Consider the following 24764-nt stretch of genomic DNA (forward strand, 5'->3'; position numbering starts at 1 on the left):
ATGCGGGATGTCGGGCTTGATGGTGTCACTTGTGCTTTTGGCGGCATTGATGCATGCGCTATGGAGCATCCTTCTGAAGTTAACCGGTGAGGCAAAAGCCAATATTACGGTTTTCATGGCCGGCTCTTCTCTTCTTGCGCTTGCAGGAATTCCTTTCCAATCCTTACCGTCACTTGCGAGCCTTCCGTTTTTGCTGGTTTCTGTCTTTGTGCAGATCATATATATGGTGCTTGTCGGGGTCATTTATCAAAAAGGCGATGTCAGCCAATCCTATCCGGTCATGCGTGGTGTCGCACCGCTTCTCGTTGCGATAGTCAGCGGGCCGGTTCTCGGTGAACAACTGTCTTTGGTGGCGTGGTGCGGCGTTATTCTTATCTCGTCGGGAGTGCTGACTTTGGCTTTTGAAGCAGTAAGACGCAGCGATAGGATTGAACCTTCTATCATTCCGCTTTCTTTGCTGACGGCTGCTTTTATAGCTCTGTATACTCTCCTTGACGGGATCGGTATCAGATTATCAGGGGCACCGGTCTCCTACATCTTGTGGTTATTTTTTTGGATCGGCGGGGCGAAAGTCGTATATGACCTATCAAAACGCAAGAAACGTCAGCATTTTTTGTCCAGCTTTAGAAAATATTGGTTTATCGGGCTTATTGGCGGTTTTTTGTCGCTCGGATCCTATGGCCTTGCATTGTGGGCAATGACAAAGTTACCGGTGGCACTTGTGGCCGCCGTGCGCGAAAGCGCAATCGTTTTTGCTGTTATTCTGTCGTATTTTGTATTGCGTGAACGTGTCAGCTTTTTGCGCTTTGTCGCCTCGCTGATAATTGTTCTTGGCGTTATTGCTGTGCGACTAGCCTGAAAATAGTAAAATTGGTAAATAAATCCGTCTTTACTGATTTGAGTCGGAATTGCCATGAGCAACGTAGAAATTGGTCATACAGCCTGTCCCCACGACTGTCCCTCAACTTGTGCACTTGATGTGGAATTGTTGTCTCCGACAAAAATAGGCAGAATTCGGGGGGCAAAGGAAAATAGTTATACGGCAGGTGTTATCTGTGCAAAAGTCGCCCGTTATAGCGAGCGTGTACACAATCCCGAACGATTGTTAAAGCCGCTTGTCAGAAAAGGTTCCAAAGGCGAGGGCAATTGGCAAGAAGTCTCATGGTCTGATGCACTCGACCTCATAGCCGAACGCTTTCAAAAGGCAGAGAGCAAATATGATTCAACCACGATATGGCCTTATTTCTTTGCCGGAACCATGGGATTGGTGCAGCGCGATTCAATCAATCGTTTGCGCCACGCTGGAAAATATTCGGGGCAATTTTCGACATTTTGTACCAATACGGCGGCAACCGGCTATTTTGCCGGCACCGGCCGAATAGCCGGTGTCGACCCGCGCGAAATGGAAAAATCCGATCTTGTGGTGATCTGGGGGACCAATGCGGCAAGTACGCAGGTCAATGTGATGACCCATGTCACCAAAGCGCGTAAAGACCACCATGCGCGCATTGTTGCAATTGATGTTTTCGAGAGTGCAACCGTCCGTCAGGCCGACCTCGGCCTGATTTTAAGACCGGGAACCGATGCTGCTTTGGCCTGTGCCGTTATGCATATATTGTTCCGTGATGGTTTTGCCGATTGGAACTATCTGGAACGCTATAGCGATGATCCGCATGGGTTCGAGCGCCACTTGAAAACAAAAACGCCACAATGGGCAGCCGAAATTACCGGCCTGTCTGTTGAAGAGATCGAAACCTTTGCCCATTGGGTCGGTACAACCAAACGCACATTCTTCCGGCTCGGATATGGTTTTACCAGACAACGTAACGGTGCGGTTGCAATGCATGCAGCGCTTTCTGTGCCCGCTGTTACGGGGGCGTGGCAATATGAAGGTGGCGGTGCATTTTTTTCCAATGCGTCGATATTTGCCCTTAACAAAAATGAAGTTGAAGGAACGGCTTTCTTTGACCCGAAAATCCGTTCGCTGGATCAATCCAAAATCGGCAGAATCCTGCTTGGCGATCAAGAAACACTTTATGGTGGACCGCCTGTAACTGTGTTGTTTATCCAGAACACCAATCCGGCAAATGTTGCGCCCGAACAAAGGTTGATCCGCAAAGGCTTGGCACGCGAGGACCTTTTTACAGTGGTTCATGAGCAATTTATGACAGATACAGCGAAAATGGCCGATGTCGTACTGCCTGCAACAATGTTTCTCGAACATGATGATATTTATCGGGCAGGTGGCCAACAGCATATTCTCTTGGGGCCGAAATTGATTGAACCGCCGCTCGGACCGAAACCCAATCTTTATGTTATAAACGAATTGGCAAAGCGACTCGGTTTCGGTCATATGGCGGGATTTGACAAGACAGCCATTGAACTTATCGATAATATGCTAAGAGCGTCACACCGCGGCACTTATGACGAACTTAAGAAAAAGCGCTGGCTTGACGTTCAGCCGCCTTTTGAACGGGCACATTTTCTGAACGGTTTTGCATGGCCTGACAAGAAATTCCGTTTCAAGGCCCGATGGACGGGTTATAAAGCTCCGGATACTCCCCCCGACACAATGGGCTATCAAGGACCTTATGATGAAATGCCGGATTTTCCCGACCAGTGGGATGTTATCGAAAAAGCCGATGAAGAACATCCGTTCAAGCTTGTTACCTCGCCTGCACATAATTTTCTGAATTCGACATTTTCGGAATCGCCGACATCTTTATTGAAAGAAATTCGCCCGACGCTCATGATTCATCCCGACGATGCGGCAATTTATGAAATTGCGGATGGCGATCTTGTCGAGATAGGCAATCACCGTGGCAGTGTGGCTCTTCATGCGAAATTGTTTGAAGGCCTGAAAAGGCGGGTTGTTATCTCGCAAGGATTGTTTGCCAATTCAAGTTTTGTTCGGGGCGAAGGGATAAATGTTTTGACCGGCGCAGATTCACCGGCTCCCAATGGCGGGCTTGCCGTTCACGACATAAAAGTGTGGCTGAAAAAACTGGAAAATTCCGAAAAAAAGCGACATTAGTAAAATGAACTGTATTTACCCGAAGATATTATAAAAAAATATAAGAAAATATGGAAAGGCGCCGGGGACGGCGAGACAAGAAAAAGATGCAAAAAATGAAAGCTATGATTGTTGGTGTGTCCGGCCTTTCACTGACAAATGACGAAAAGGATTTTATCGCTGAAAACCGGCCTTGGGCTTTCATTCTTTTTGCAAGAAATATCGGCTCGGCCGGCGAAATCAAACAATTGACTGCATCGCTTCGCTCGGCTTGCGGTCGCGATGATGCTTTTGTTTTTATCGATCAGGAAGGTGGACGTGTTCAACGGTTGCGTGCACCTCTTGCCCCCGATTATCCAACGGCAGCGACTTTGGGTGAACTCTATAAAAAGGATAAAGCCAAAGGGGTGCGCGCAAGCTTTATCATGTCACGTCTTCACGCATTCGATTTGCAGCGGTTGGGAATAAATGCAGATTGTCTGCCGGTTCTCGATGTTCCGATTGCAGGAGCGGACAATATTATTGGGAACCGCGCTTATGGCAACGATTGTGAAACTGTGATAGCTTTGGGACGTGCAGCAACCGAAGGCTTGAAAGCAGGCGGTGTTTTGCCGGTCATGAAGCATATTCCGGGTCACGGTCGTGCATTATGTGATACCCATAAAAGCCTTGCACGTGTCGATGCTCCGTTAGAGACTTTGCGGCTTACCGATTTTGCTCCTTTCGAGGCATTATCCGATCTGCCGGTGGCAATGACTGCGCATGTTGTTTATGAAAGTGTCGATCCGGAAAAACCGGCGACTTTGTCGAAAAAGATAGTGGGTAGCATTATCCGCAACGAGATCGACTTTGACGGTTTGTTGATGACAGATGACTTGTCGATGAAGGCACTTTCTGGCGACTTGGGTGATTTGGCAAAAGAAGCTTTTGCCGCGGGATGTGATTTGGTTTTGCACTGCAATGGCGAGAAAGAGGAAATGGAGAAAATTGCTGCTGCAACACCTTGGCTTGAAGGCAAATCGGCTGCGCGTGCGCAAGCGGCGACGAATTGGGTTTCCCAGCCTGACAATGCCGATGAAAAGGCCTTGCGGGAAGAATTTCACAGTCTCTTGATGTTCAAATAACGGATATAAGATTTGGCACCAAACGATAAAAAATCGCCGTCGAGCGGGAGAAAGAACACCGGACATCCTGCCCAGAGGGCAATGGAACCGATTTGGGAACAGGAAGAAGAACATGGCGTCAGTGAACCGACACTGGTGATTGATGTTCAGGGGTTTGAAGGTCCGCTTGATTTATTGTTACAATTGGCACGTAACCAGAAAGTCGATTTGGCACATATATCAATTGTCGAACTTGTACAGCAATATCTTGATTTTGTTAAAACAGCGCATGAATTGAGACTGGATCTTGCAGCCGATTATCTGGTGATGGCGGCCTGGCTTGCTTACCTTAAATCCCGCCTTCTGGTTCCACAAAGATCGGATGATGAAGGTGAAAGTGGCGAAGAGCTTGCCGGATTGTTGCAATTCCGTTTGCAGAGGCTTGAAGCCATGCGCGAAGCAGCAGGCCAACTTGTAAACCGTAACCGTTTGGGACGTGATGTTTTCAAGCGTGCCAATCCGGAAATGGTCGTTGTGGAAAAAAAGCACCTTTATGACGTATCTCTCTATGATTTATTGATGGCTTATGCCGGTTTGCGCCAAAGGCAGGCAGTGAAGCGCGTCGAAGTGGGAAAGCGGGAGGTCTGGTCGCTAAAGGCCGCGCGTGCAATATTGGTGCGGTTGATGGGTGAAGCAAAGGACTGGCAGGCTTTGGACAAATTCCTGTTTGCCTTTATTCCGACAGCGCAGGAACGTCGCACCGCTTTAGCGAGCACTTTTGCGGCAAGCCTCGAAATGGTGCGAGAAAAACAGCTTGATATTCGTCAGGCAGCACCATTTGCTCCGATTTATCTTCGGGCGCACAAAAAAACGGAAGGCGAGCAAAAAACGGTGAACGGCGATCGGGCAGAGCAGGGAACCAAGTGAAATGGCTGAACAAAACACAGCAGAAAAAAAGCAGAATGGCGAACTTGACATTACGCCCGAACTTGTCCGCATGGCCGAAGCGATTGTTTTCGCGTCGAGCGAGCCGGTAACCGATCGCGCTCTGGAAGAGCGGCTCCCTAAGGGCGCAAATATTGCTGCCATTATGGATGTGCTTACACAGGATTACAAAAAACGCGGTGTCAATCTCGTCAAAGTAGGTAATGCCTATGCCTTCCGTACAGCACCCGATCTTGCTTTTCTTCTGAATAGACAAGAGGAACGTCCGAGGAAGCTTTCTCGTGCCGCTTTGGAAGTGCTGGCAATTATTGCCTATCACCAACCGATAACACGTGCGGAACTAGAAGACGTCAGAGGCGTTGAAACATCGAAAGGTACGTTGGATGTGCTGATGGAAGCAGGTTGGGTGAAAATTCGTGGAAGAAGGCGCGTTCCGGGGCGACCTGTCACTTACGGAACGACCCTTGCTTTTCTCGATGAATTCAGCCTGCCGGAAATTTCCGATTTACCGGGGATGGAAGAGCTGAAAGGTGCAGGTCTTCTATCGTCAAGATTACCGGCAAGTTTCCGTATGCCATCACCAACCGCCGATCCTGATATTCTGACCGATGAAGAAGAACCGCTTGAAGATGTCAATTTGGAACAATTAGGACTTTTAAGTCCACTTGATCGGGAAGAAAAATCTTAAAATCACCTTGTTTGGGAATAAAAAATGTAAATACACGTGGTTGTGTTTAAAAGACTTGAAAAAAGTGTCTAAAAGTACACATTAAGACAGTTCCAGCATTGAAGAGAGTACATAATGGGAAATTTCTTTTCACCTGTTCACCTCATAGTGATTCTACTCATCATTCTTGTCCTATTCGGTCGTGGTAAGATTTCTGAATTCATGGGCGATTTTGCCAAAGGTATCAAGAGTTTCAAAAAAGGTCTGAAAGAAGACGATGACGAGGTTGAAACTCAGCAACCGGCGGAGCGGCCGGAAATCAAAACTATTGATGTTCAACCGGAAGAGACAGTTCAACCGGCCAAACGTGTAGCGAGTACACGTAAACCGGCGGCAGCGAAAACCGCATCCCGTTCAACCAAATCGAAAGCTAAAACAACGCAACGTAAAACGACGAAATCGTAAAGTTTTCTTGTTGACGGAGCTTTTCTTGAGAAAGCCTTTCTTATGGGAAAGGATCTTTGAATAATGTTCGGAATTGATGGACCGGAATTTATTGTCATCCTTATCGTGCTGATTGTTGTGGTCGGCCCGAAAGACTTGCCGAAAATGTTGAAAGCGATCGGCAAGGCGACGGCGCGTATGCGCTCGACAGCCAACGAGTTCCGGCGTCAATTTGATGAGGCGATGCGTGAAGCCGAACTCGATGATTTGCAAAAAACACTTTCGGATGTGAAAGATCTTGATCCACGCAAAAAACTCACAGAAATATTCGATCCTATCCGTGACGTAGCAAAAGACGTCAAAGCAAGCATAGATGTTCAAGAAAATGATAGCACATCCAAATCGGATGCGTCGTCAACTGAAGATGCTGGCGAAGAAAAACCGGTTGGTGCAAAAAATGGCGCGCCTCAAGGGCAAATAACGGGAAGTTCTGCCACAAGTTCGGTAAGAATTGTCGATGACGAAAAATTCCAGTCGGCCGAAGTTCCAATGGCATCGGCCGGTGGCGACACTGTAGCGAGAGCGGAAAATGCGCCGACACAAAGCTCGGATGAAGCTGAAAAAACAAAACAACCGGCCAGAAAAGCAACAAAAGAAAAGATAGCGGCGAAAAATAATTCTTCTACCAAGTCGAAAGCTGCGACTAAGACCAATAGAGCCGCTTCTTCAAAGCAGTCCGCGTCAAAAAAAGGTGTTGAAACTCGCGCGGCAGACGCTCCTTCACGCAAACAGAAGAGTGTAAAAGGGGCGGTTTCTGAAACGAAAAAGAAAACCACTATCGGTGTTTGAATAAAATAGGAAAAATCATCGTGCATGAGGATGAAGACGAAGTCGAAGCGAGTTCGGCGCCGCTACTGGATCATTTGATCGAGTTGCGACAACGCATTATTGTGTCTTTAATCGCGTTTGCCATTGCGTTCATCATCTGCTTTTTCGTCAAGGATTATATACTGAACTTTTTGTTATGGCCTTACCAATGGGCAATGAAAATTTCGGGTGGCAATCCTGATAGTATCCGGTTGCAATCGACACAGGTCTGGGAAACATTTCTGACAAAAATGAAGCTTGCAGCTTTTGGCGGTGTCATTTTGTCATTTCCTTATCTTGCGTTCCAGCTATACAGCTTTATCGCACCGGGGCTCTATCGCAATGAGAGGCGGGCTTTTTTGCCGTTTCTCATCAGTGCACCAATTTTATTTCTTTTGGGTGGGGCATTTGTCTATTGTGTGCTCGCCCCCATGATGTTGTGGTTTTCGCTTTCACAGCAATTGTTGCCTGATTCTCATTTGAAAGTGGAATTTATTGCACGTATTTCCGATTATCTGAGCTTCATGCAGTCTTTCATTCTTATATTCGGGCTTATCTTCCAGCTTCCTCTTGTTACCAGCCTGTTGACAAAAGCCGGGCTTATTACGTCGAAAATGCTGGTTTCCAAGCGGAAATGGGCAATTCTGATTGCTGTTGTTGTTGCAGCAATGGTGACACCTTCCGATTTCTTTACAATGTTTGGCGTCGCACTTCCTACAATTTTGCTTTATGAAGTTTCTATAATTGTTTCACGCTGGATCGAAAAGAAAGAAGCAAAAGAAAAGAACAAGGCTTCCTGATTAGTCCATTGTGGTTTAAGAACAGAAATAGAATTCAAAAATTTTATACAGGAATATCTTGATGCTTGATATCAAATGGATTCGCGAAAATCCGCAAAAACTCGACGAAGCTTTGGCAAAACGCAATGCCGAACCACAGGCAGAGAAATTGATAGCGCTTGATCTTGAACGGCGTAACCACGTTTCACATGTGCAGGTTGCCCAGGAAAGACGTAACGCCGCATCCAAAGAAATTGCGCAGGCTATGGCTTCCGGTGATACGGAACGGGCCGAAGCTCTGAAGTCGGAAGTGGCGGAACTCAAAACATTCCTTTCAACAGCAGAGACAAAAGGGAAAGATCTGACAGCAGCTCTTGATGATGCCCTTTCGCGTATTCCCAATATTCCGCTTGACGATGTTCCCGTAGGGCGCGACGAAAAGGATAATGTGGAACGCTATAAGGTGGGAACACCACCGTCTTTCCCGTTCGAGCCGAAACAGCATTTTGAAATCGGTGAAAAGCTTGGCCAAATGGATTTTGATCGTGCGGTCAAACTTTCCGGCGCGCGTTTCACAGTCTTGTCGGGACAACTCGCCCGTCTTGAAAGGGCACTCGGCCAATTCATGATTGATGTCCACACTCTGGAACACGGTTATCGTGAAGTTTCAGTTCCGGTACTGGTTCGTGACAGCGCACTTTTCGGTACTGCCCAACTGCCAAAATTTGCCGAAGACCTGTTCGAGACAACCGATGGCCGTTGGCTTATCCCTACAGCAGAAGTGCCTCTGACAAATCTCGTTGCAGGCGATATTCTGGATGCAAAAAAGCTTCCAATTCGTGTCACTGCCTTAACACCATGCTTCCGTTCGGAAGCCGGTGCTGCCGGTCGTGACACACGCGGAATGCTGCGCCAACACCAGTTCTGGAAAGTCGAAATGGTGTCTATTACCGACGAAGACAGCTCGTTGGATGAGTTGGAACGCATGACCGGCTGTGCCGAAGACATTTTGAAACGGCTGGGGCTTCCATTCCGCACAATTACTTTGTGTACAGGCGATATGGGATTTAGTTCCCGTAAAACATATGACCTTGAAGTGTGGTTGCCTGGGCAAAATACCTATCGCGAAATATCGAGTTGTTCTGTATGTGGCGACTTTCAGGCACGGCGCATGAACGCGCGTTACCGCAAAGAAGGCGAAAAATCGCCTCGCTTCGTTCACACTTTGAACGGTTCGGGCGTTGCGGTCGGCCGTTGTCTCATTGCAGTCATGGAAAATTATCAGCAAAAAGATGGCTCGGTGGTTATTCCGGAAGTTCTGCGCCCCTATATGGGCGGATTGGAACGGATTGAAGCTTAATTTTTTCAAGGAACTTCAATATGCGTATTTTGCTAACCAATGATGATGGTATCCATGCGGAAGGGTTGAAAGTTCTCGAACAGATAGCCCGTAAACTTTCGGATGATGTCTGGGTTGTTGCTCCGGAAGAAGACCAAAGTGGTGTATCGCATTCTTTGACCATTTCCGATCCTTTGCGTTTGCGTCAGATTGATGAAAAACATTATGCTTTGAAAGGTACGCCGACCGATTGTGTCATTATGGCAGTCAAGCATATTATGCCGGAAGCACCCGATCTTGTACTTTCGGGTGTTAATGCCGGCGGCAATCTGGCTGACGATGTGAGCTATTCGGGCACTGTTTCGGGTGCAGTAGAGGGGATGATGCAGGGAATCCGCTCGATTGCTCTTTCGCAAGAATTTTTGCATGAAACGAACCGCGACAATATACCTTGGAATACAGTATTGTCTCTTGCGCCCGATATTTTGAAAAAGCTCGTAAAAATTCCGCTTCCTGAAGGTGTTCTTTTGAATGTGAATTTCCCTGCTTGTGAAGCTCGCGAAGTTACCGGTTTGTCCGTTGCTCCGCTCGGTCATCGCGGGCACAAGATTCTGATTGACAAGCGTGCAGACGGCCGCGGCTTGCCCTATTACTGGATGTATTTCAGCAGGGGAAAGGGCGAGAACAAAGAAAAGACAGATATTGATGTCCTGCAAGACAAGGCCATTTCTGTCACGCCTATGAAACTTGACCTGACAGCCCATGATTTTCTTCACTCATTGGAAAAAGCACTTGGGAGTGCGTGACGAATGGAAGCTGCTTCGCCTTTGTCAGAGCGGGAGGAATTGATAAATCTTGTCCTCAAAATGCGGGGCAGGGGGCTTGATGATATGGCGTTGTTTGCAGCTCTGGAGCGAACATCGAGACGCGGCTTTGTATCGGCACCATTTATTGAAAGTGCTTATGAGAACAAAGTCATTCCGATTGAATGCGGTGAATATATCGAACGGCTTGAAGAACAATTATATATTATATCGGCTTTGGCATTGGAAAAGAAACACCGTGTGCTGGAGATCGGAACCGGTTCGGGCTTTACCGCAGCATTATTGGCGAGACTTGCCGGTCGTGTCACAACAGTCGAACGCTATAAAACTTTGTGCGACATTGCTCGCCAAAGATTTCACGCACTTGAAATAGATAACATCGTTTTACGGCAAATGGACGGTAGCCGTGCATTGTCGGGCTCAGGCCCCTATGACAGGATTCTGGTTTGGCCTTCGCGAAATAGAGAGCCACAAGAATTTCTGGATTTGTTGGCAGCAAACGGAATTCTGATAGAAGCAATCGGACCGGACGAGGGCGAACAGATGGTCGTAAGGTATCGCAAAACCGGTAGCCGGTTCGAGCGGATGGATATGTTTCGTGTGCGCTATCAACCTTTTATTGAAGGGATCGCGGCAATTTTATAAACCGCATCAAAAAACGCGAACGGGTTGGAAATAATGGCACCGTAAAGTCGGGCGGTTTTGTCGGAAGTTAATGGACAAACCCCGTTTTTTGTCAAATGCATGAAAATGATATATATTTTGTAACGGTTAAAAACCTGTCGGTAACCGTAAGCCAAGCTTTTGTCGGCAATAATTTTTTTTAACCTTAACAGAAATTTTAACCGTCAAGTAACATTAACACGATTTAATGCGCTTAGTTGAGTATCGGGTAAATGGACAAAAAACATGCGTTTGACAATAATGAGTAAAGCTTCGCACCGCTATCTTCAAACAGCGGCATTGTTCATCCTAGCTGGTTTTGCCACGGGATGCAGTTCCGGTACCCAACGTTTTACGGATAGTTTTTACACTGGCGCAACCGCCAATCAACAACAGGCGATCAATAAACAGGCCGGTTATCAGCAAATGCCGCAAACGACGGGTTCTATTCAAAGTAGCGAACTACCGCCGGTTGCCGGCCAACCGTCCTATCAGGCCGCCCAGTCGCAATCGCAACCAACCTATAGCGCGTCAGCTTCCCAACCCACCCAGGTAGCATCTGCAGGTCAGGTCATGGGCACACCGCCGCATAACCTTGGAGAAATGCCTTCATCTTCATCGTCCGGTTCGTCGACAACAGCGAAGAAAAATGGCAGCTATATCGTTCAGAGTGGTGACACTCTTTATAGTGTTTCCCGCAAAACCGGCGTAAGCGTCGAATCACTCAAAAGCGCAAACGGCTTGAGCAATGGAGCTATACGGGTCGGCCAATCCTTGATTGTTCCGGGTGGTCATAACACCGAAGTGGCTTCAGCAAACACAAAAACAGCGACACCGGCCGCTCTTCCTGAAACAAAACAGACAACGCCCGCAAAAACAGCCGCCGCAACCCCGCAGACACCCGCTCCGGCAGCAACCGAGCCGGCAAAGACTGCACAAAATGAAACGGCAAAACCGGCAGCAGAACCGGCCGTTGCCAAAAGCAGCGATACAACAATCAATCAGGCTGAAAATGTAGCCGTTGTCGCACCGCAAGCAACAGGCATTTCAAAAATGCGTTGGCCGGCACAGGGGCGCATTCTGTCAAGCTTCGGTCAGAAAGATGGCTCCAGTACGAATGACGGTATTGATATTATGGCGCCGGAAGGTTCATCGGTTAAGGCAGCAGAAAACGGCGTTGTTATTTATGCCGGTGACGGCCTGAAAGAATTCGGCAATACAGTGCTTATCCGCCACGAAAACAATATTGTGACTGTTTACGGACATAACAGCAAGATTCTGGTTCAAAGAGGTCAAAAAGTTCGCCGTGGTGATGAAATCGCAAAATCAGGTATGTCGGGCAATGCATCGACACCGCGTGTCCACTTTGAAGTGCGCAAGAACTCAAGTCCTGTTAACCCGATCAAATATCTGGAAAACTGATAAGACGATCAAGGCAAACATGCTATAAACGAGGTTACGCAAAAAGCCGGTTTTGAACCGGCTTTTTTATGATCTCCAAGATGATGTTTTCAATCAAGTTTCTTGCCTAAACGACCGGCAAGGGCAAGAATAAATTGCCATGCGACACGCCCCGAACGGTTTCCACGCGTTGTTGCCCATTCAAGTGCGTCGTGGTGGACTTTATCCAGTGGTTCATCAAGCCCGTAATGACGGACATATCCGTCAATCATATCAAGATATTCATCTTGTGCGCATTTATGAAAACCGAGCCATAAACCGAATCGGTCCGAAAGCGAGACCTTTTCTTCAATCGCTTCCGATGGATTGACAGCCGTCGACGATTCATTGTCGATCATTTCGCGCGGCATCAAATGACGCCGGTTCGAGGTTGCGTAAAAAAGAACATTTTCCGGACGCCCTTCAACACCGCCGTCGAGAGCGGCTTTGAGCGACTTGTAAGAGGTGTCGTCCTGATCGAACGACAGATCATCACAGAAAATAATGGATCTATAGGGTGTTTTTCTGAGTTCACTTAACAATACGGGAAGTGTTCCTATATCCTCGCGATGGATTTCAATCAGTTTTAGGGGACGTTTGTCTTTATTTTGCTGGTTAATTTTTGCCTGAACGGATTTTACCAGTGAAGATTTTCCCATGCCACGCGCGCCCCAAAGAAGAACATTGTTGGCGGGCAAGCCGTTGGCAAATTGGCGCGTATTTTCAATGAGCGCATCACGTGCCTGATCGACGCCTTTGATAAGATCAATATCGACCCTGTTTACATGTTTGACCGGATTGAGCGTCAATTTTTCAGGATTCCAGACGAAGCAGTCGCATTGATCCATATCAAGGGGCGTAACTTCAGGCGGTGCCATGCGCGACAATATTGCAATCAATTGATCGAGTTTACGGTTTAATGTTTCATCAGTCATTTGAATCTTCCGCCAATTGTTTTACGTATGTCATTATCACGTGTGATAATAAAACCAAAATTTTTCTTCTTGAAAGCTTTGTCGGTTGCGTTATCAAGGGCAAAGCTTTAATGCCTAGGATTGAATGGTGACCGCTTGAAGCGGTTGATCGAGCTTCGACCATGTAAATCGTGAAGTTCGACTTATCGATTGAACGAATATGTCCAAAAAGGATATGTCCAAAACGGGTGATGCCCGCTACCAAAGCTAGGAGATAGTTAATGTTTATTACCAACGCTTATGCACAGGCCGCTGGTGGTTCGACGGGGGAAGTGTCAACTTTGATGACGTTTGCACCTTTTATTCTGATATTCGTCATCATGTATTTTCTCATTATCCGGCCACAACGTAACCAGATGAAAAAGCGTCAGGAAATGCTTAATGCTATCCGTCGTGGTGATACAGTGGTGACTGAAGGTGGTCTTATCGGTCGCGTTACAAAAGTCATCGGCGATGCCACAGGCGAGTTAGAGGTGGAAATTGCTGAAAATACACGTGTTCGTGTCTTACGGTCAAAAATTCTGACTGTCGAAGTCAAGGGTGAGCCTGTATCGGAGCCAAAGCAAAAACCGGCTTTGAAAGCGAAAAAGGGTAAAAAACAGCTTACCGATGCAGGCCGTCAGGACAATGTCCAGACTGAAGAAAAAACCGAAGACGAACAGACAGACCAGAACGCCCACGAGGCGGAAACATCCGGAGCTCAAAAAAATACCGATACTTCGGAAAGTCACGAAAAGACCGGAGCCTGAGTAAAGTTAAAACGGCTATTTGACGTTTTTTTCAAGTTTGCTAAAGATGATTCCCGTTAAACGGGAATCGTTGATTCTCGGGAATGCAATCATTGTTGGCATTCCTCTGGAAACTGGCGGTTAAATCTTTTTAAAAAAGGTGGCCGCGCGCTTGTGTTACGTTTTCGGGTAGAAGCGTTATGATCGGGTGGTGATTTCAGTTTTCAAGGAAGTAAATTACGAGGTAAATTCGGGAGCCTGCTTATGCTTTATTTTCCTCGCTGGAAACGGCTTCTGATCTGGGTGATCGTGCTGCTTGGTGTTGTTGTCGCATTACCAAATATTTTGCCTCGCACTGTTCTTGACCACCTGCCAAAATTTTATTCTACGCTTCATTTGCCGATGGGTGTCGATTTACAGGGCGGTTCACGCCTTGTGGTTCAATTACCAAAGAATGAACTTGATAAACGTGACGCTACGATAGATGTCATGAAAAGGCGGCTTGATATAGGGGCTGCCGGTTTCAAAGATTATTCCATTGCCAAGCAAAGCAGGGATAAAATCCGCATTGAAGTTCCAGGTCTCTTCGATGTCCAACTTCTCAAAGATATAGTCAGCGTTACTGCCCGTTTTTCGCTTTATGAAGAAGATACATCTGTTCCGGTCAATGAAGTTGTTATGGGTAAAATCGCTCGTCCCGAAGGGACGATCGTTACCTATTCGATGGATGATCCGCCGGTAAGCTATTTGTTGAAAGAGCCGCCATTTCTCACCAATGACAACATTGCCGGTGCTTATGCGGAAAAAAACAAAAACGGGTCATTGCTGACCGTTGCACTGGATAGTGAAGGGGAGCAGAAGCTTTCCGGATTTACCGGAAAAAATCCTGATAAGCGCCTCATCATTGTTTTCGACAATGAAGTTCTGGCCGCTATGAGATTTCCTGTCCCTATCAACGATGGTTATATTCGTGTGGGGCCATTGCCGGATGACGTTGCACACAACCTCGAAACGGTTCTCACAACAGGTCCTTTGCCGACAGATCTGACCTTCATTGAAGAACGGACTGTAGGGGGCGATCTCGGCACTGCCTACGCTAAAGCCGGTCTTCATGCGGCTTTCGGAGCTCTTGTCATTGTCGCCGTGTTCATGATCTTGTCCTACGGTTTACTCGGATTGACGGCAGATGTCGCACTGGCCGCCAATTTGATGATGCTGGTTGCAGTCTTGAGCATTATCGGCACTCCGCTAACGCTTGCCGGATTTGCCGGTCTTGTTCTGATAATCGGCGTTTCGGTTGACGCCAATATTTTGATTTATGAACGTATACGCGAAGCACGGCGCAACAATTATTCGGTTACGCAGGCTGTAGAAGCCGGATTTTCCGGTGCAATGAGCACGATAGTCGACGCCAATGTCACAACTTTCATCGCAGCCCTTGTGCTCTTTATGTTGGGAACAGGCCCGATTCACGGCTTTGCACTGACTGTTACGATCGGCATTCTGACATCACTCTTCACAACATTTACCTTCACACGGATGATGATAAGTTGGTGGATCAGGACATTTCATCCTCGCGAAATTCCGCAACGCATTATTCGCATTATCCCGCCGAATACCAGTATCCGCTTTATGAAACTGGGCAAAATAACACTCGCAGTATCGACTGTTCTGATTATTTTGACAGGCAGCCTTTATGTAACAGCAGGGGTCAATTACGGCATCGACTTTGCCGGTGGGTCGCTTGCAGTGCTGGAGGCAAAAAACGGTAAAGCCGATATTTATGACATTGCTGATCGCGTCTCCGACCTCAATATCGGCGGTGTCAATGTTTCGCCGACAAAAAGACCTTCGGAAGCGGAATTGACAATTGCCAGCCAAGGTAATGGCGAGGATGCAGAACAAACCGTTGCAGTAAAACTTCGAGGCGAATTCGGAAATGATTATACATTGCAGCGCCTTGATATAGTCGGGCCGACTGTTTCAACCGAGTTGAGCCGTGTCAGTGCGCTTGCCATTTTCGTATCGTTGCTGGCGATATTTATTTATGTTTTATTGCGTTTCCGCTGGCAATTTGCCGTTGGTGCGGTTTTGACGACGGTACACGATATTATTATTCTTGTTGGCATTTTTCTTTTGTTCCAATGGCAGTTCAACCTTTGGAGCATTGCAGCATTACTCGCTATCATCGGTTATTCGCTCAATGATACGATCGTCGTCTATGATCGGGTGCGTTCGCTTCTTAAAAAACGCGGCGCGATAGATATGCGCAGTCTCGTTGATATTGCTATCAACCGTACATTATCGCGTACAATTTTGACATCGCTTGCGACTTTGGTTGCGCACCTTCCGCTTTATTATTTTGGCGGTGCAGACATGAAAGATTTTGCATCAGTGCTGCTCATTGGTATAATCATAGGTACGTATTCGTCTATATTTATAGCTGGTCCGCTGCTTGTACTTTTGAAAGTGAAGCCAAATCAGACTGGCGACAAAGGTTTGTAATGTCTGATGCAATCAAGATGAAGGAAGCGCATTTTCCAGGACGTGCGCCAATTGATGCTTATGGAAATGGCGGGTTCCGCTTTGCAGACATGTCCCATCGGGGTTCGATTGTTTGCGTTCCATCGGGCATATACGGGATTGAAATGAAAGCCCCCGTGCCGGAGATGGCTGATATGCAACATATTCTGGATGAAGCGGATAAAATTGAAGTGTTGCTTGTCGGCACAGGAGAAAACCTGTTACGGCTACCGCAAAATTTGCGAACTTTATTGCATAACAAACATATCTCGGCTGACACAATGAGCACCGGTGCGGCAGTCCGCACATTCAACGTACTTCTCGCGGAAGATCGTGCGGTTGCTGCAATCTTCTATGCAGTTGAATGAACGAGGATATTTCCCATTGTTTCAGACTTTTAAAAGAGAGCGATAGAGATCGCTATCTTTCGATTTTATTCGCGCCGCAATGCCACCGCGAAGGCTTGGCGAGCCTTTTTGCTTTCAATGTAGAGATGAATCGCATTTCGGAAACTGTACGTGAACCGATGATCGGCGAAATCCGCTTACACTGGTGGCGTGATGCGATCGAAGCCGATAAAACGGGAGAGGGCAATCCTGTGTTAAGTGCATTGCTTTCCACTATCCATAAATACGAATTACCGAAAGCGGCCTTATTACGCTATTGTGACGCACGTGTGTTCGATTTTTATGACGACCAAATGCCCGACGTGACAAGCCTTGAAGGCTATTGTGGGGAAACAGCAAGTGCTCTTTTTGAGCTGGCATGTCGAATTCTTGATCGGAATGCTTCGTCGCAGACAGCGGACGCTTCGGGGCATGGCGGTGTCGCGGATGTCGTGTGTCGGCTCTTGCGTTCGCTTCCTTTGATAAAGTCACACGGAAAACAGTATTTTCCGAAGACTATGGTTGAACCGACTGCGGATGATTACCTCGTTTCAAAAACGACGCAAAAGCCCGTGGAACCGCAGGAAAAAATGTTGAGTGCCGCAATCGGGTTGGCTGAAAAACATTATCGGGAATTCTATCACCATTATCGGACACTCGATGCAGCCGTTAAACCGGCTTTTTTGCCTCTGGCAATTATACCGGAGGCATTGAAGAAGATCGAGAAGAAAGGTGCACTCGCATTCAAGGAATGTGTGACACCTTCGCCCCTTCGCCATTATCTGCTGATTACAAAAGCAGCATTGAGTGGACGCATGCCGAAACTATAAAGCTATATTGGAAAACTATAAGCCTGCACCTTCGGGAATGAAAATACGGCAGGGTTCTCCAACCTGAAGGGGCGTTCCATTTTCCTCGCGTATGATGAGACAATCGGCATTGGCCATTAATCGTATCAACGACGAATCCTGACTGCGAACAGGCGTGACCCAGCGCTCGCCTTTTGAATTGACAGTCAGATTGGCACGGACAAAATGACGCCTTGGGCCGTTTTCGGGAAGCGGAACCGCAAGAAGCGCATCTTCAATATGCGGACGATAATTGCGTCCGGATAGTTTTTCCAATATCGGCACCAGAAAAATATGACCGCAAACCATGCTGGAGACTGGATTTCCGGGAAGCCCCAGTACCAACATTTTATGATCGTCAGGCAAAACACCGAACATTAACGGTTTTCCCGGCCTCATTGCCACTTTCCAGAAGTCGAGTTTCATACCTTCCGACTTCAACACCGTTTGCACGAGGTCATATTTACCAACCGAAACCCCGCCGCTTGTGACGAGGAGATCAACTTTTTCTTTCCTTGCACGTTCAATTTTTTCACGGATCGATTCTTCGTTATCGCGTGCAATGCCGAGATCGACGACATCACAATGATGCGCTCTGACAAGATAGGCAAGGCCGTAGGAATTCGAGCAAACAATCTGGTCTTTTCCCGGAATTTCGCCTGCCTCTACGAGTTCGTTTCCGGTTGCAAGTATTGCAATTTTAGGTCTTTTGACAACTTCCACCGCTCCATGCCCGGTCGAGGCACAAAGTGCCAAGGCCGACGGTGTCATAATCCGTCCTTTTTCAAGAACGCTGTCGCCTTTTTGAAAATTTCCCCCTCTGGGGCGGATATTGGCTCCCGCTTCGGGTGCTTTCGTAAAACTGACACGGTTGCCTTCAAGCTTTGCATCTTCTTGAATAATCACTGTGTCGGCATCATCGGGAACGGGAGCACCCGTAAATATGCGGACTGCTTCGTTTTTCCCGATTTTTCCGCTATAGCCTTTGCCAGCCGCCGATTCTCCTACGAGATCGAATTCTCTGTTCTGTTCGTAATCTTGATAGCGTATGGCGTAACCATCCATCGCAGATGAACGAAAGGGCGGCTCTGTCAGTTCTGCAATGACATCTTGTGCAAGCACTTGTGCTTCACCGATTTCAGCAAGCGGCGTCAGCTCGCTTTCAAGTGTATGCGTTGCGGTTAATAAACGTTTTAAAGATTCGTCAACATTGATGAGAGGCATTTTTATCTTCTCGCTTCCACGTGCCAGATTTTCCTCCCCGCTTTTCCAGTAAACAGATATTGCTTATGACCATGCTTTTATCCAGAGCTTTTGCCATGTCATAAATGGTCAGACAAGTCACCGATACGGCAGTCAGTGCTTCCATTTCGACACCGGTCTTTCCATTAAGGCCAACGGTGGCTGTAATTTGATAACCGGGTAAATCGTGATCGGGTGTGATGTCGACAGATATTTTTGTGAGCATCAGCGGATGACATAGCGGAACGAGTTCCGATGTCTTTTTTGCTCCCATAATACCGGCAATTCTGGCTGTCGCCAGAACATCGCCTTTCGGGGCATTGCCATTCTCGATTGCTTCGAGTGTTTCTCTTGCCATCTTTATCGAACCATGTGCGATGGCTGTACGGTCAGTCTCCCTTTTACCTCCGACATCAACCATGTGTGCTTCACCTTTGGCATTCACATGGGTCAGTTTATCTGTCATATCATAGCCCTAACAAGGTTTTTGTGGCCTTTACGACATCAGTCTGGCGCATCAAACTTTCCCCGATCAGAAAAGAACGAATGTTGCTTTTTTCCAATCTTTTCAGATCGCCATGGGTGAAAATTCCACTTTCACCGACCAATAAGCGATCATCAGGAACCATATGGGAAAGCCTTTCCGAATTGGCAAGATCAACTTCAAAATTACGCAAATTGCGGTTATTCACTCCGATAAGAGGTGAACGAAGTTTCAACGCGCGTTCAACTTCATTTTCATTATGCGTTTCAATGAGCACATCCATACCAAGTTCAAAGGCGGTTTCTTCCAGTGCTTTTGCCAAATCGTCATCAACAGCGGCAAGTATGATAAGGATGCAATCCGCCCCCCATGCACGGGCTTCATAAACCTGATAAGTATCGAACAGAAAATCCTTCCTGAGGGCAGGAAGATTGCAGGCTCTACGGGCAGAACGCAAATATTCGGGCGAGCCTTGAAAAGAGGGCGCGTCGGTGAGAACAGAAAGACAGGCAGCTCCCCCTTCTTCATACGCTTTTGCAAGTGCCGGCGGGTCAAAATCTTCTCTGATGAGACCCTTTGAAGGACTGGCTTTTTTTATTTCGGCAATCAAACCGAAAAGACCTGCATCTTCTTTTGCTTTCAATGCACGATAAAAACCACGTGGTTGATCCGCTTCTGCGGCGAGGCTTTTGAGTTTTTCAAGTGGCAAGGCCTGTTTAGCCTTGCTGATTTCCTGCCGTTTATAGGATTCGATTTTCTTTAAAATATCACTCATTGACGTTACCCAAGGTCATTTGAAACCTTTATCAATTGCTCAAGCTTTTCTTTGGCTTTTCCCTGATCGATACTTTGCTCGGCAATTTTAACGCCCTCTTTTAATGTGTCGGCTTTTCCGGCGATGATAAAGGCGGCGGCAGCATTCAAAAGAACAATATCACGATAAGCCCCTTTTGCCCCTTCAAGCACTGCACGCAGCGCACGTGCATTATATTGCGGGTCACCCCCTTTGAGGTCTGCCATGGTAACACGTTTCAAACCGGCGTCTTCGGGCGTGACGGTAAATGTTGTCAGGACTCCGTCTTTCAGGGCTGCGACTTCGGTTTCACCGGCGGTTGTCAATTCATCCATACCGCTACCATGCACAACCCAGAGCGATTTCGACCCAAGCCCCTGAAGAACTTTTGCAATCGGCACCACCCATTGTGGTGAAAAAACACCGATCAACTGGTTGGTGACACCTGCCGGATTTGAAAGGGGCCCAAGTATATTGAAGATTGTTCGTGTGCCAAGTTCGACCCGCGCAGGCCCGACATGGCGCATGGCCGAGTGATGTGTCGGGGCAAACATAAAACCAAGCCCCACTTCGCGGATGCAGCGTCCTATCATTTCGGGGGTTGCATCAATATTGACACCGAGTGCCGCCAGAGCGTCAGCCGCACCGGATTTTGACGAGAGTGCCCGATTGCCGTGTTTACCGACCGGTACACCGGCACCGGAAACAACAAAAGCTGTTGCCGTTGACACATTGTAAGAGCCGGATTGATCGCCTCCTGTACCAACAATATCGACAGCGCCTTCAACAGCATCTACCCGCAACATTTTTTTGCGCATGGATGCAACAGCGCCGGTAATCTCGTCTATTGTTTCACCACGTACCCTCAGCGACATTAAAAAACCGCCAATCTGGGCAGGTGTCGCCTGGCCGGACATCATGATCGTGAAGGCCTGTTCGGCTTCATCTTTTGTGAGTGAAGCGCCGGTTGCGACCTTGTTTATGAAAGGTTTTAGGTCACTCATGAGATCCTCATTGGAAAGTGTTGGTAATCGCTCTAAGGTTGTTTGTATTGGCTTTCACAGGTGCGATTTCATTGGCTATCTGCAACATTTCCATGCGCAGATCGGTTTCGATCATGGCATCGATGTTTTCCTTTATATTATCTTCGACAGATTTTTCGTCATTATTCAACGGTTCTACCACTTCTGTTACCTGATAAACGATGCGTTGGGTATGAATGGCAGCTTTTGAGATACCGCTGTGCCCCTTCGGTCCTGAAAACACGGCATTGACACCGTCGCTCCCCAGAACCTCGTCCGAACCGCCGCGCTTTAGCCCGCGGGCTGTTTTCTTTGTGACACCGAGTTGTTTTGCAAGATCGTCAATCGTTTTATGATCGGACAATTCTTTTTCCAGTTGCGAAGCTTTCTCGTCGAGCAATTTTTGAGTTTCGTCAGCTTTCCATCCGGTCACAACTTTGTCTTTTACTTCGTCAAGAGTTCTATCGCGGGCATTTATGACTTTGTCGATGCGATACCAGACATAACCGCCACCCTGAATTGCGATAGGGTCAAGGTCTGCGCCTTCAGCCGCCTGAAAGATTCCATCAACCAGAATGGATTGTTGTGGCAGGTTACCAACGGTTTGCCCTGCAGGTGTTTGTGCTTTGGAATCAATTGTTATTTTGCGTAAAACAAGTTTGTACTGGTTTGCGAGGTCATCAAGGGATACCCCCTCGAAACGGGCATTTTCTATCGCATCATGGTCTTCTCGCATGGCCTTGGCAGCATTGTTTTTTGCCAGAATGTTACGAATGTCCGGTTCTGCTTTTTCAAAAGGAATGGGACCCTGCGGCGTAATGTTTACGACACGCATGATGACCGGACCTTCAAGATCATTGATAACATCGCTGACTTTACCCTGTTCAAGACCAAAAATATCGGCAGAAATTGTCGAAGGGAAGCCGGTCTTTGAAGCAGGCCCTTTGGTTATGTCAGCAAGCGTTTTGTGCTCGGATTTGACAAGATCATCGAAAGTCATCCCACCTCTAAGCTTTGCGGAAGCATCATCAGCTTCCGGTCTTGATTTGAAGCGCAATATTTGGACAGTACGTTCTTCAGGAGAGATAAAATGTGAACTATTTGCATTATAATATTCTTTGGCTTCATCCTCTGAAATGTCGGCCGGTTTTATCAAGCTTTCGGGAGTCATCTCCATAAGCGTGACCTGACGATATTCGGGGGCGTGAAATTCGCTCTTGTGAGCGTCAAACCATTTTTGCAGGTTGTCTTCTGTCGGCTCCTCAAGCTTGCCGGCTTCTTTGGGTGAAATAACCAGATAGTCTGCCGAGCGTGTTTCGCCGCGATAGTTCAGTAATGCCGAATAGAAAACGGCGGGTGCTTTCATGGAGCCGGTCGCCGAATAGATGAGCTGGTCACGTTTTTCTTTTGCCGCATAATAGTCGACAAAATCGCCTTCATGAGTGTTGAGTTGACGCAGATAACCGTTAAAGAGATTGCGATCGAAATGCCCATCCTGCTGGAAGAACCGGTCAGCTCCGATAGCACGCGCAATACCGTCTTTGGAGACACCGATTTTCATAAGCCGCGCCTGTTCATCCAACAGAACATCCTGTTGAAGCTGGGCCAACACCAGTTGCGGGATACCATATTGCTGTGCTTCACCTTCCGAAAGCAAACGCTGCATACGATTGGCAACTGAAAAACGCATTATCTGGTCGCGCAGTGCAAGCCTGTAAGCATCGGCTTTGATCGTTGATTTTCCGGAGATGAATAAATCGTGACCACTGGTTTTTCTTAATTCCGGTACCCCCCATAAAAGTACAAAGCATAGAACAAGTAAACCGAGAAAAACCTTGGCGACCCAAGAATTGACAGCACTTCGTATTGTATCAAGCATTGGCTAATTCCGTTTTAATTGGCTTCATTTCAGCAGAAAGCTCTGATAGGATGTGCAACAAAGACGCGCAATATGCAAGGTTTAAGACTTGCTTTAATGGTGCAATTTGTTAGTTAAGGCGATTAATGCGCCGTTTTAAGACTGTTATTGAGGTAAAATAATGACACCGAATGTTCGACCGCTTGTTGCAGGAAATTGGAAAATGAACGGAACCGGCGAATCTCTCGCCGAATTACGGGCTATATCCGCCGGTGTCAATTCGGATTTCGGCCGGCTGTTCGAGGCACTTATTTGTGTGCCCGCCACGTTATTGTCACGTGCGGCCGACAGCCTTGATGGCGAAAAGCTTCGTCTCGGCGGCGAGGATTGCCACACTGCAGACTTTGGTGCGCATACCGGTGATATTTCGGCTCCGATGCTCAAGGAAGCCGGTGCAAGTTATGTCATTGTCGGTCACTCGGAACGGCGCAATGACCATCACGAGACAGATGAACTCGTTCGTCAGAAAGCCGAAGCAGCTTGGCGTGCCGGAATGGTTGCCATCATCTGTGTCGGTGAAAAGCTGGAAGAACGTCAAAGTGGCAAAACACTCGATATTATCAAGAAACAATTGGCCGGTTCTGTTCCCGATGGTGCTACACCGCAAAATACTGTGATAGCCTATGAACCCGTTTGGGCAATCGGCACAGGTAAAACTCCAACAGCCGAAGATGTGGGTGAAGTCCACAAATTTATGCGTGATGAACTGGTGGCACGCTTTGGTCAGTCCGGATTGCTCTTCCGTCTCCTTTACGGCGGATCGGTCAAACCGTCCAATGCAGTCGAACTTTTAGGTGTTGAAAACGTGGACGGTGCGTTGATTGGCGGCGCAAGCTTGAAAGCGAGCGATTTTTTGGCAATTTGTAGTGCTTATCGTAAATTATAACTAAAGTTTTTCATTGCACCTCTTGGAATATGTGTAATTTGCGTGTAAAGAGCGGCGAACAGTAACATCAGAGCAGAGCTTATGCAGACAGTATTGATTGTCATCCACCTTTTAATTGTCATTGCACTTGTCGGCGTTGTGTTAATTCAACGTTCGGAGGGTGGTGGTCTCGGTATTGGTGGCGGTTCCGGTTTCATGACTGCACGCGGCACAAAAAATGCGTTGACGCGTTTGACTGCGATTCTGGCTATCTGCTTTTTTGCGACATCTATCGCGCTGGTGGTGCTGGATAGTGTCTCCAAACCTGGCGCCGATATTATCAACCGTATTCCGGTGAATGATGCAAAAACACCTGTAGAGAATGTACCGTCGACCGGAACCGGACAAGCACCTGCCGACAATTCAAAAGAACCGACGATTTTTGAACAGCTCGGCGGCAAGGATGGAAACAGCAGCGAGAACAGCTCGCAGCCTCAAAACAGCACAGGAACGCCGGCAGAACAGAATCCGGTTCCTCAACAACCGGAAAATCCCGTTCCGAATAATTGATGGCAGGAATATTTCTGTTTCCGGTCTTTCTTAAAAAATTCAAAAAGAGCGTTTTCGCTCTTTTTTTATGGTGCTGATTATGTGCGGTACTGAATTTTTTAAAGATTATATCTTTTACGAGGTTCGATTTTGAATATCCGGAGATAATCTTTCTGTTGTGATCCCGAACCTTTAACAATCAAAACATTACTGCAATTGCCAAATCATATAAAATAAATCATATGGCAAATTGTGTTTCGGCTTGTATTCGTTCACTAATGCAGCAGATCGGCTAAATGTTATCATTAACCTATTCCAAAAGATTCTGTTAACGAACCCCTGTGACAA

General features: G+C 47.3%; 24 protein-coding genes. 18 read left to right on the top strand and 6 right to left on the bottom strand.

All coding sequences use genetic code 11. From position 1 onward, the window contains the following. Nucleotides 1-7 precede the first annotated feature (7 nt). From BBC0122_RS04625 to BBC0122_RS04680, 12 genes are all read left to right on the top strand, one after another. Nucleotides 8-859 carry a DMT family transporter gene (locus BBC0122_RS04625; RefSeq protein ID WP_077991766.1) on the top strand — a complete coding sequence of 284 codons (852 nt, stop codon included), beginning with the start codon at nt 8-10 and terminating at the stop codon, nt 857-859. Between the two features lie 54 nt (nt 860-913). After that, complete coding sequence (locus tag BBC0122_RS04630) at nt 914-3034, top strand: molybdopterin oxidoreductase family protein (protein ID WP_077991767.1); 2121 nt, start codon at nt 914-916, stop codon at nt 3032-3034. An 86-nt stretch (nt 3035-3120) separates the two neighbouring features. Continuing rightward, nucleotides 3121-4137, top strand: a complete 1017-nt coding sequence (nagZ, locus tag BBC0122_RS04635) for a beta-N-acetylhexosaminidase (protein WP_077991778.1) — start codon at nt 3121-3123, stop codon at nt 4135-4137. An 81-nt stretch (nt 4138-4218) separates the two neighbouring features. After that, nucleotides 4219-5043: a segregation and condensation protein A gene (locus BBC0122_RS04640; protein WP_077994504.1), complete on the top strand. Its 825-nt coding sequence runs from the start codon at nt 4219-4221 to the stop codon at nt 5041-5043. A gap of 1 nt (nt 5044) precedes the next feature. Further along, nucleotides 5045-5749: an SMC-Scp complex subunit ScpB gene (scpB, locus tag BBC0122_RS04645; protein WP_077991779.1), complete on the top strand. Its 705-nt coding sequence runs from the start codon at nt 5045-5047 to the stop codon at nt 5747-5749. Between the two features lie 114 nt (nt 5750-5863). Further along, nucleotides 5864-6193, top strand: a complete 330-nt coding sequence (locus BBC0122_RS04650; RefSeq protein ID WP_077991781.1) for a twin-arginine translocase TatA/TatE family subunit — start codon at nt 5864-5866, stop codon at nt 6191-6193. A gap of 63 nt (nt 6194-6256) precedes the next feature. Next, entirely contained in the window at nt 6257-7021 is a 765-nt protein-coding gene (tatB, locus tag BBC0122_RS13130; RefSeq protein ID WP_077991782.1) for a Sec-independent protein translocase protein TatB, read from the top strand. A 20-nt stretch (nt 7022-7041) separates the two neighbouring features. Continuing rightward, nucleotides 7042-7839: a twin-arginine translocase subunit TatC gene (tatC, locus tag BBC0122_RS04660; protein ID WP_077991784.1), complete on the top strand. Its 798-nt coding sequence runs from the start codon at nt 7042-7044 to the stop codon at nt 7837-7839. Between the two features lie 61 nt (nt 7840-7900). Continuing rightward, nucleotides 7901-9178, top strand: coding sequence for a serine--tRNA ligase (gene serS / locus BBC0122_RS04665; protein WP_077991786.1), 1278 nt, complete (start codon nt 7901-7903; stop codon nt 9176-9178). Nucleotides 9179-9198: 20 nt separating this feature from the next. After that, a complete protein-coding gene (surE, locus tag BBC0122_RS04670; RefSeq protein WP_077991787.1) occupies nt 9199-9963 on the top strand; it encodes a 5'/3'-nucleotidase SurE in 765 nt (254 codons plus the stop codon). A gap of 3 nt (nt 9964-9966) precedes the next feature. Then, nucleotides 9967-10626, top strand: a complete 660-nt coding sequence (locus BBC0122_RS04675) for a protein-L-isoaspartate(D-aspartate) O-methyltransferase (protein WP_077991788.1) — start codon at nt 9967-9969, stop codon at nt 10624-10626. Between the two features lie 264 nt (nt 10627-10890). Then, nucleotides 10891-12066, top strand: coding sequence for a M23 family metallopeptidase (locus BBC0122_RS04680; protein ID WP_077991789.1), 1176 nt, complete (start codon nt 10891-10893; stop codon nt 12064-12066). 89 nt (nt 12067-12155) lie between these two features. Here the strand turns inward: BBC0122_RS04680 and BBC0122_RS04685 are convergent, their stop codons facing one another. Next, nucleotides 12156-13019, bottom strand: coding sequence for an ATP-binding protein (locus BBC0122_RS04685; protein ID WP_077991790.1), 864 nt, complete (start codon nt 13017-13019; stop codon nt 12156-12158). A 260-nt stretch (nt 13020-13279) separates the two neighbouring features. Here BBC0122_RS04685 and yajC point away from each other — a divergent pair, with 260 nt between their 5' ends. The 4 genes from yajC to BBC0122_RS04705 all read left to right on the top strand — a co-directional run bounded on the left by yajC (nt 13280) and on the right by BBC0122_RS04705 (nt 17525). Beyond that, the gene (gene yajC, locus BBC0122_RS04690) at nt 13280-13807 is read left to right on the top strand and encodes a preprotein translocase subunit YajC (protein ID WP_077991792.1); all 528 of its coding nucleotides are present in this window, start codon (nt 13280-13282) and stop codon (nt 13805-13807) included. 243 nt (nt 13808-14050) lie between these two features. Further along, on the top strand, nt 14051-16291 hold the full coding sequence (gene secD, locus BBC0122_RS04695; RefSeq protein ID WP_077991793.1) for a protein translocase subunit SecD: 2241 nt from the start codon (nt 14051-14053) through the stop codon (nt 16289-16291). Beyond that, nucleotides 16291-16677: an Mth938-like domain-containing protein gene (locus BBC0122_RS04700; RefSeq protein ID WP_077991794.1), complete on the top strand. Its 387-nt coding sequence runs from the start codon at nt 16291-16293 to the stop codon at nt 16675-16677. The genes secD and BBC0122_RS04700 overlap by 1 nt, the downstream gene beginning before the upstream one ends. Beyond that, nucleotides 16674-17525, top strand: a complete 852-nt coding sequence (locus BBC0122_RS04705; RefSeq protein WP_077991795.1) for a phytoene/squalene synthase family protein — start codon at nt 16674-16676, stop codon at nt 17523-17525. The genes BBC0122_RS04700 and BBC0122_RS04705 overlap by 4 nt, the downstream gene beginning before the upstream one ends. A gap of 15 nt (nt 17526-17540) precedes the next feature. On the opposite strand, the gene BBC0122_RS04710 is transcribed toward BBC0122_RS04705, so the two are convergent. Genes BBC0122_RS04710 through BBC0122_RS04730 form a run of 5 tightly spaced genes read right to left on the bottom strand, consistent with a single transcriptional unit; the run spans nt 17541 to nt 22963 of the window. Then, nucleotides 17541-18767: a molybdopterin molybdotransferase MoeA gene (locus tag BBC0122_RS04710; protein ID WP_077991797.1), complete on the bottom strand. Its 1227-nt coding sequence runs from the start codon at nt 18765-18767 to the stop codon at nt 17541-17543. Then, complete coding sequence (moaC, locus tag BBC0122_RS04715; RefSeq protein ID WP_077991800.1) at nt 18748-19251, bottom strand: cyclic pyranopterin monophosphate synthase MoaC; 504 nt, start codon at nt 19249-19251, stop codon at nt 18748-18750. The genes BBC0122_RS04710 and moaC overlap by 20 nt, the downstream gene beginning before the upstream one ends. A gap of 1 nt (nt 19252) precedes the next feature. Continuing rightward, complete coding sequence (gene trpC, locus BBC0122_RS04720; RefSeq protein WP_077991801.1) at nt 19253-20044, bottom strand: indole-3-glycerol phosphate synthase TrpC; 792 nt, start codon at nt 20042-20044, stop codon at nt 19253-19255. A gap of 5 nt (nt 20045-20049) precedes the next feature. Then, on the bottom strand, nt 20050-21066 hold the full coding sequence (trpD, locus tag BBC0122_RS04725) for an anthranilate phosphoribosyltransferase (protein WP_077991804.1): 1017 nt from the start codon (nt 21064-21066) through the stop codon (nt 20050-20052). 7 nt (nt 21067-21073) lie between these two features. Then, nucleotides 21074-22963 (bottom strand): peptidyl-prolyl cis-trans isomerase, encoded by a 1890-nt coding sequence (locus tag BBC0122_RS04730; protein ID WP_077991806.1) that lies wholly within the window; start codon nt 22961-22963, stop codon nt 21074-21076. 160 nt (nt 22964-23123) lie between these two features. Here BBC0122_RS04730 and tpiA point away from each other — a divergent pair, with 160 nt between their 5' ends. Both tpiA and secG read left to right on the top strand, forming a co-directional pair. Continuing rightward, on the top strand, nt 23124-23888 hold the full coding sequence (tpiA, locus tag BBC0122_RS04735; protein ID WP_077991807.1) for a triose-phosphate isomerase: 765 nt from the start codon (nt 23124-23126) through the stop codon (nt 23886-23888). 81 nt (nt 23889-23969) lie between these two features. Further along, entirely contained in the window at nt 23970-24437 is a 468-nt protein-coding gene (gene secG, locus BBC0122_RS04740) for a preprotein translocase subunit SecG (RefSeq protein ID WP_077991809.1), read from the top strand. The last annotated feature ends 327 nt before the right edge of the window (nt 24438-24764 follow it).

This window comes from Ditibartonella choladocola, assembly GCF_002007565.1.
In the GTDB taxonomy this organism is placed as follows: Bacteria; Pseudomonadota; Alphaproteobacteria; order Rhizobiales; family Rhizobiaceae; genus Bartonella; species Bartonella choladocola.

Coding starts and splice junctions, on each gene's coding strand:
- BBC0122_RS04675 (WP_077991788.1), top strand. CDS start 9,967: ATGGAAGCTGCTTCGCCTTTGTCAGAGCGGGAGGAATTGATAAATCTT.
- tatB (WP_077991782.1), top strand. CDS start 6,257: ATGTTCGGAATTGATGGACCGGAATTTATTGTCATCCTTATCGTGCTG.
- secG (WP_077991809.1), top strand. CDS start 23,970: ATGCAGACAGTATTGATTGTCATCCACCTTTTAATTGTCATTGCACTT.
- BBC0122_RS04700 (WP_077991794.1), top strand. CDS start 16,291: ATGTCTGATGCAATCAAGATGAAGGAAGCGCATTTTCCAGGACGTGCG.
- BBC0122_RS04650 (WP_077991781.1), top strand. CDS start 5,864: ATGGGAAATTTCTTTTCACCTGTTCACCTCATAGTGATTCTACTCATC.
- BBC0122_RS04630 (WP_077991767.1), top strand. CDS start 914: ATGAGCAACGTAGAAATTGGTCATACAGCCTGTCCCCACGACTGTCCC.
- yajC (WP_077991792.1), top strand. CDS start 13,280: ATGTTTATTACCAACGCTTATGCACAGGCCGCTGGTGGTTCGACGGGG.
- nagZ (WP_077991778.1), top strand. CDS start 3,121: ATGCAAAAAATGAAAGCTATGATTGTTGGTGTGTCCGGCCTTTCACTG.
- BBC0122_RS04730 (WP_077991806.1), bottom strand. CDS start 22,963: ATGCTTGATACAATACGAAGTGCTGTCAATTCTTGGGTCGCCAAGGTT.
- tpiA (WP_077991807.1), top strand. CDS start 23,124: ATGACACCGAATGTTCGACCGCTTGTTGCAGGAAATTGGAAAATGAAC.
- BBC0122_RS04685 (WP_077991790.1), bottom strand. CDS start 13,019: ATGACTGATGAAACATTAAACCGTAAACTCGATCAATTGATTGCAATA.
- surE (WP_077991787.1), top strand. CDS start 9,199: ATGCGTATTTTGCTAACCAATGATGATGGTATCCATGCGGAAGGGTTG.
- trpD (WP_077991804.1), bottom strand. CDS start 21,066: ATGAGTGACCTAAAACCTTTCATAAACAAGGTCGCAACCGGCGCTTCA.
- secD (WP_077991793.1), top strand. CDS start 14,051: ATGCTTTATTTTCCTCGCTGGAAACGGCTTCTGATCTGGGTGATCGTG.
- BBC0122_RS04640 (WP_077994504.1), top strand. CDS start 4,219: ATGGAACCGATTTGGGAACAGGAAGAAGAACATGGCGTCAGTGAACCG.
- trpC (WP_077991801.1), bottom strand. CDS start 20,044: ATGAGTGATATTTTAAAGAAAATCGAATCCTATAAACGGCAGGAAATC.
- BBC0122_RS04680 (WP_077991789.1), top strand. CDS start 10,891: ATGCGTTTGACAATAATGAGTAAAGCTTCGCACCGCTATCTTCAAACA.
- BBC0122_RS04625 (WP_077991766.1), top strand. CDS start 8: ATGTCGGGCTTGATGGTGTCACTTGTGCTTTTGGCGGCATTGATGCAT.
- moaC (WP_077991800.1), bottom strand. CDS start 19,251: ATGACAGATAAACTGACCCATGTGAATGCCAAAGGTGAAGCACACATG.
- serS (WP_077991786.1), top strand. CDS start 7,901: ATGCTTGATATCAAATGGATTCGCGAAAATCCGCAAAAACTCGACGAA.
- BBC0122_RS04710 (WP_077991797.1), bottom strand. CDS start 18,767: ATGCCTCTCATCAATGTTGACGAATCTTTAAAACGTTTATTAACCGCA.
- scpB (WP_077991779.1), top strand. CDS start 5,045: ATGGCTGAACAAAACACAGCAGAAAAAAAGCAGAATGGCGAACTTGAC.
- BBC0122_RS04705 (WP_077991795.1), top strand. CDS start 16,674: ATGAACGAGGATATTTCCCATTGTTTCAGACTTTTAAAAGAGAGCGAT.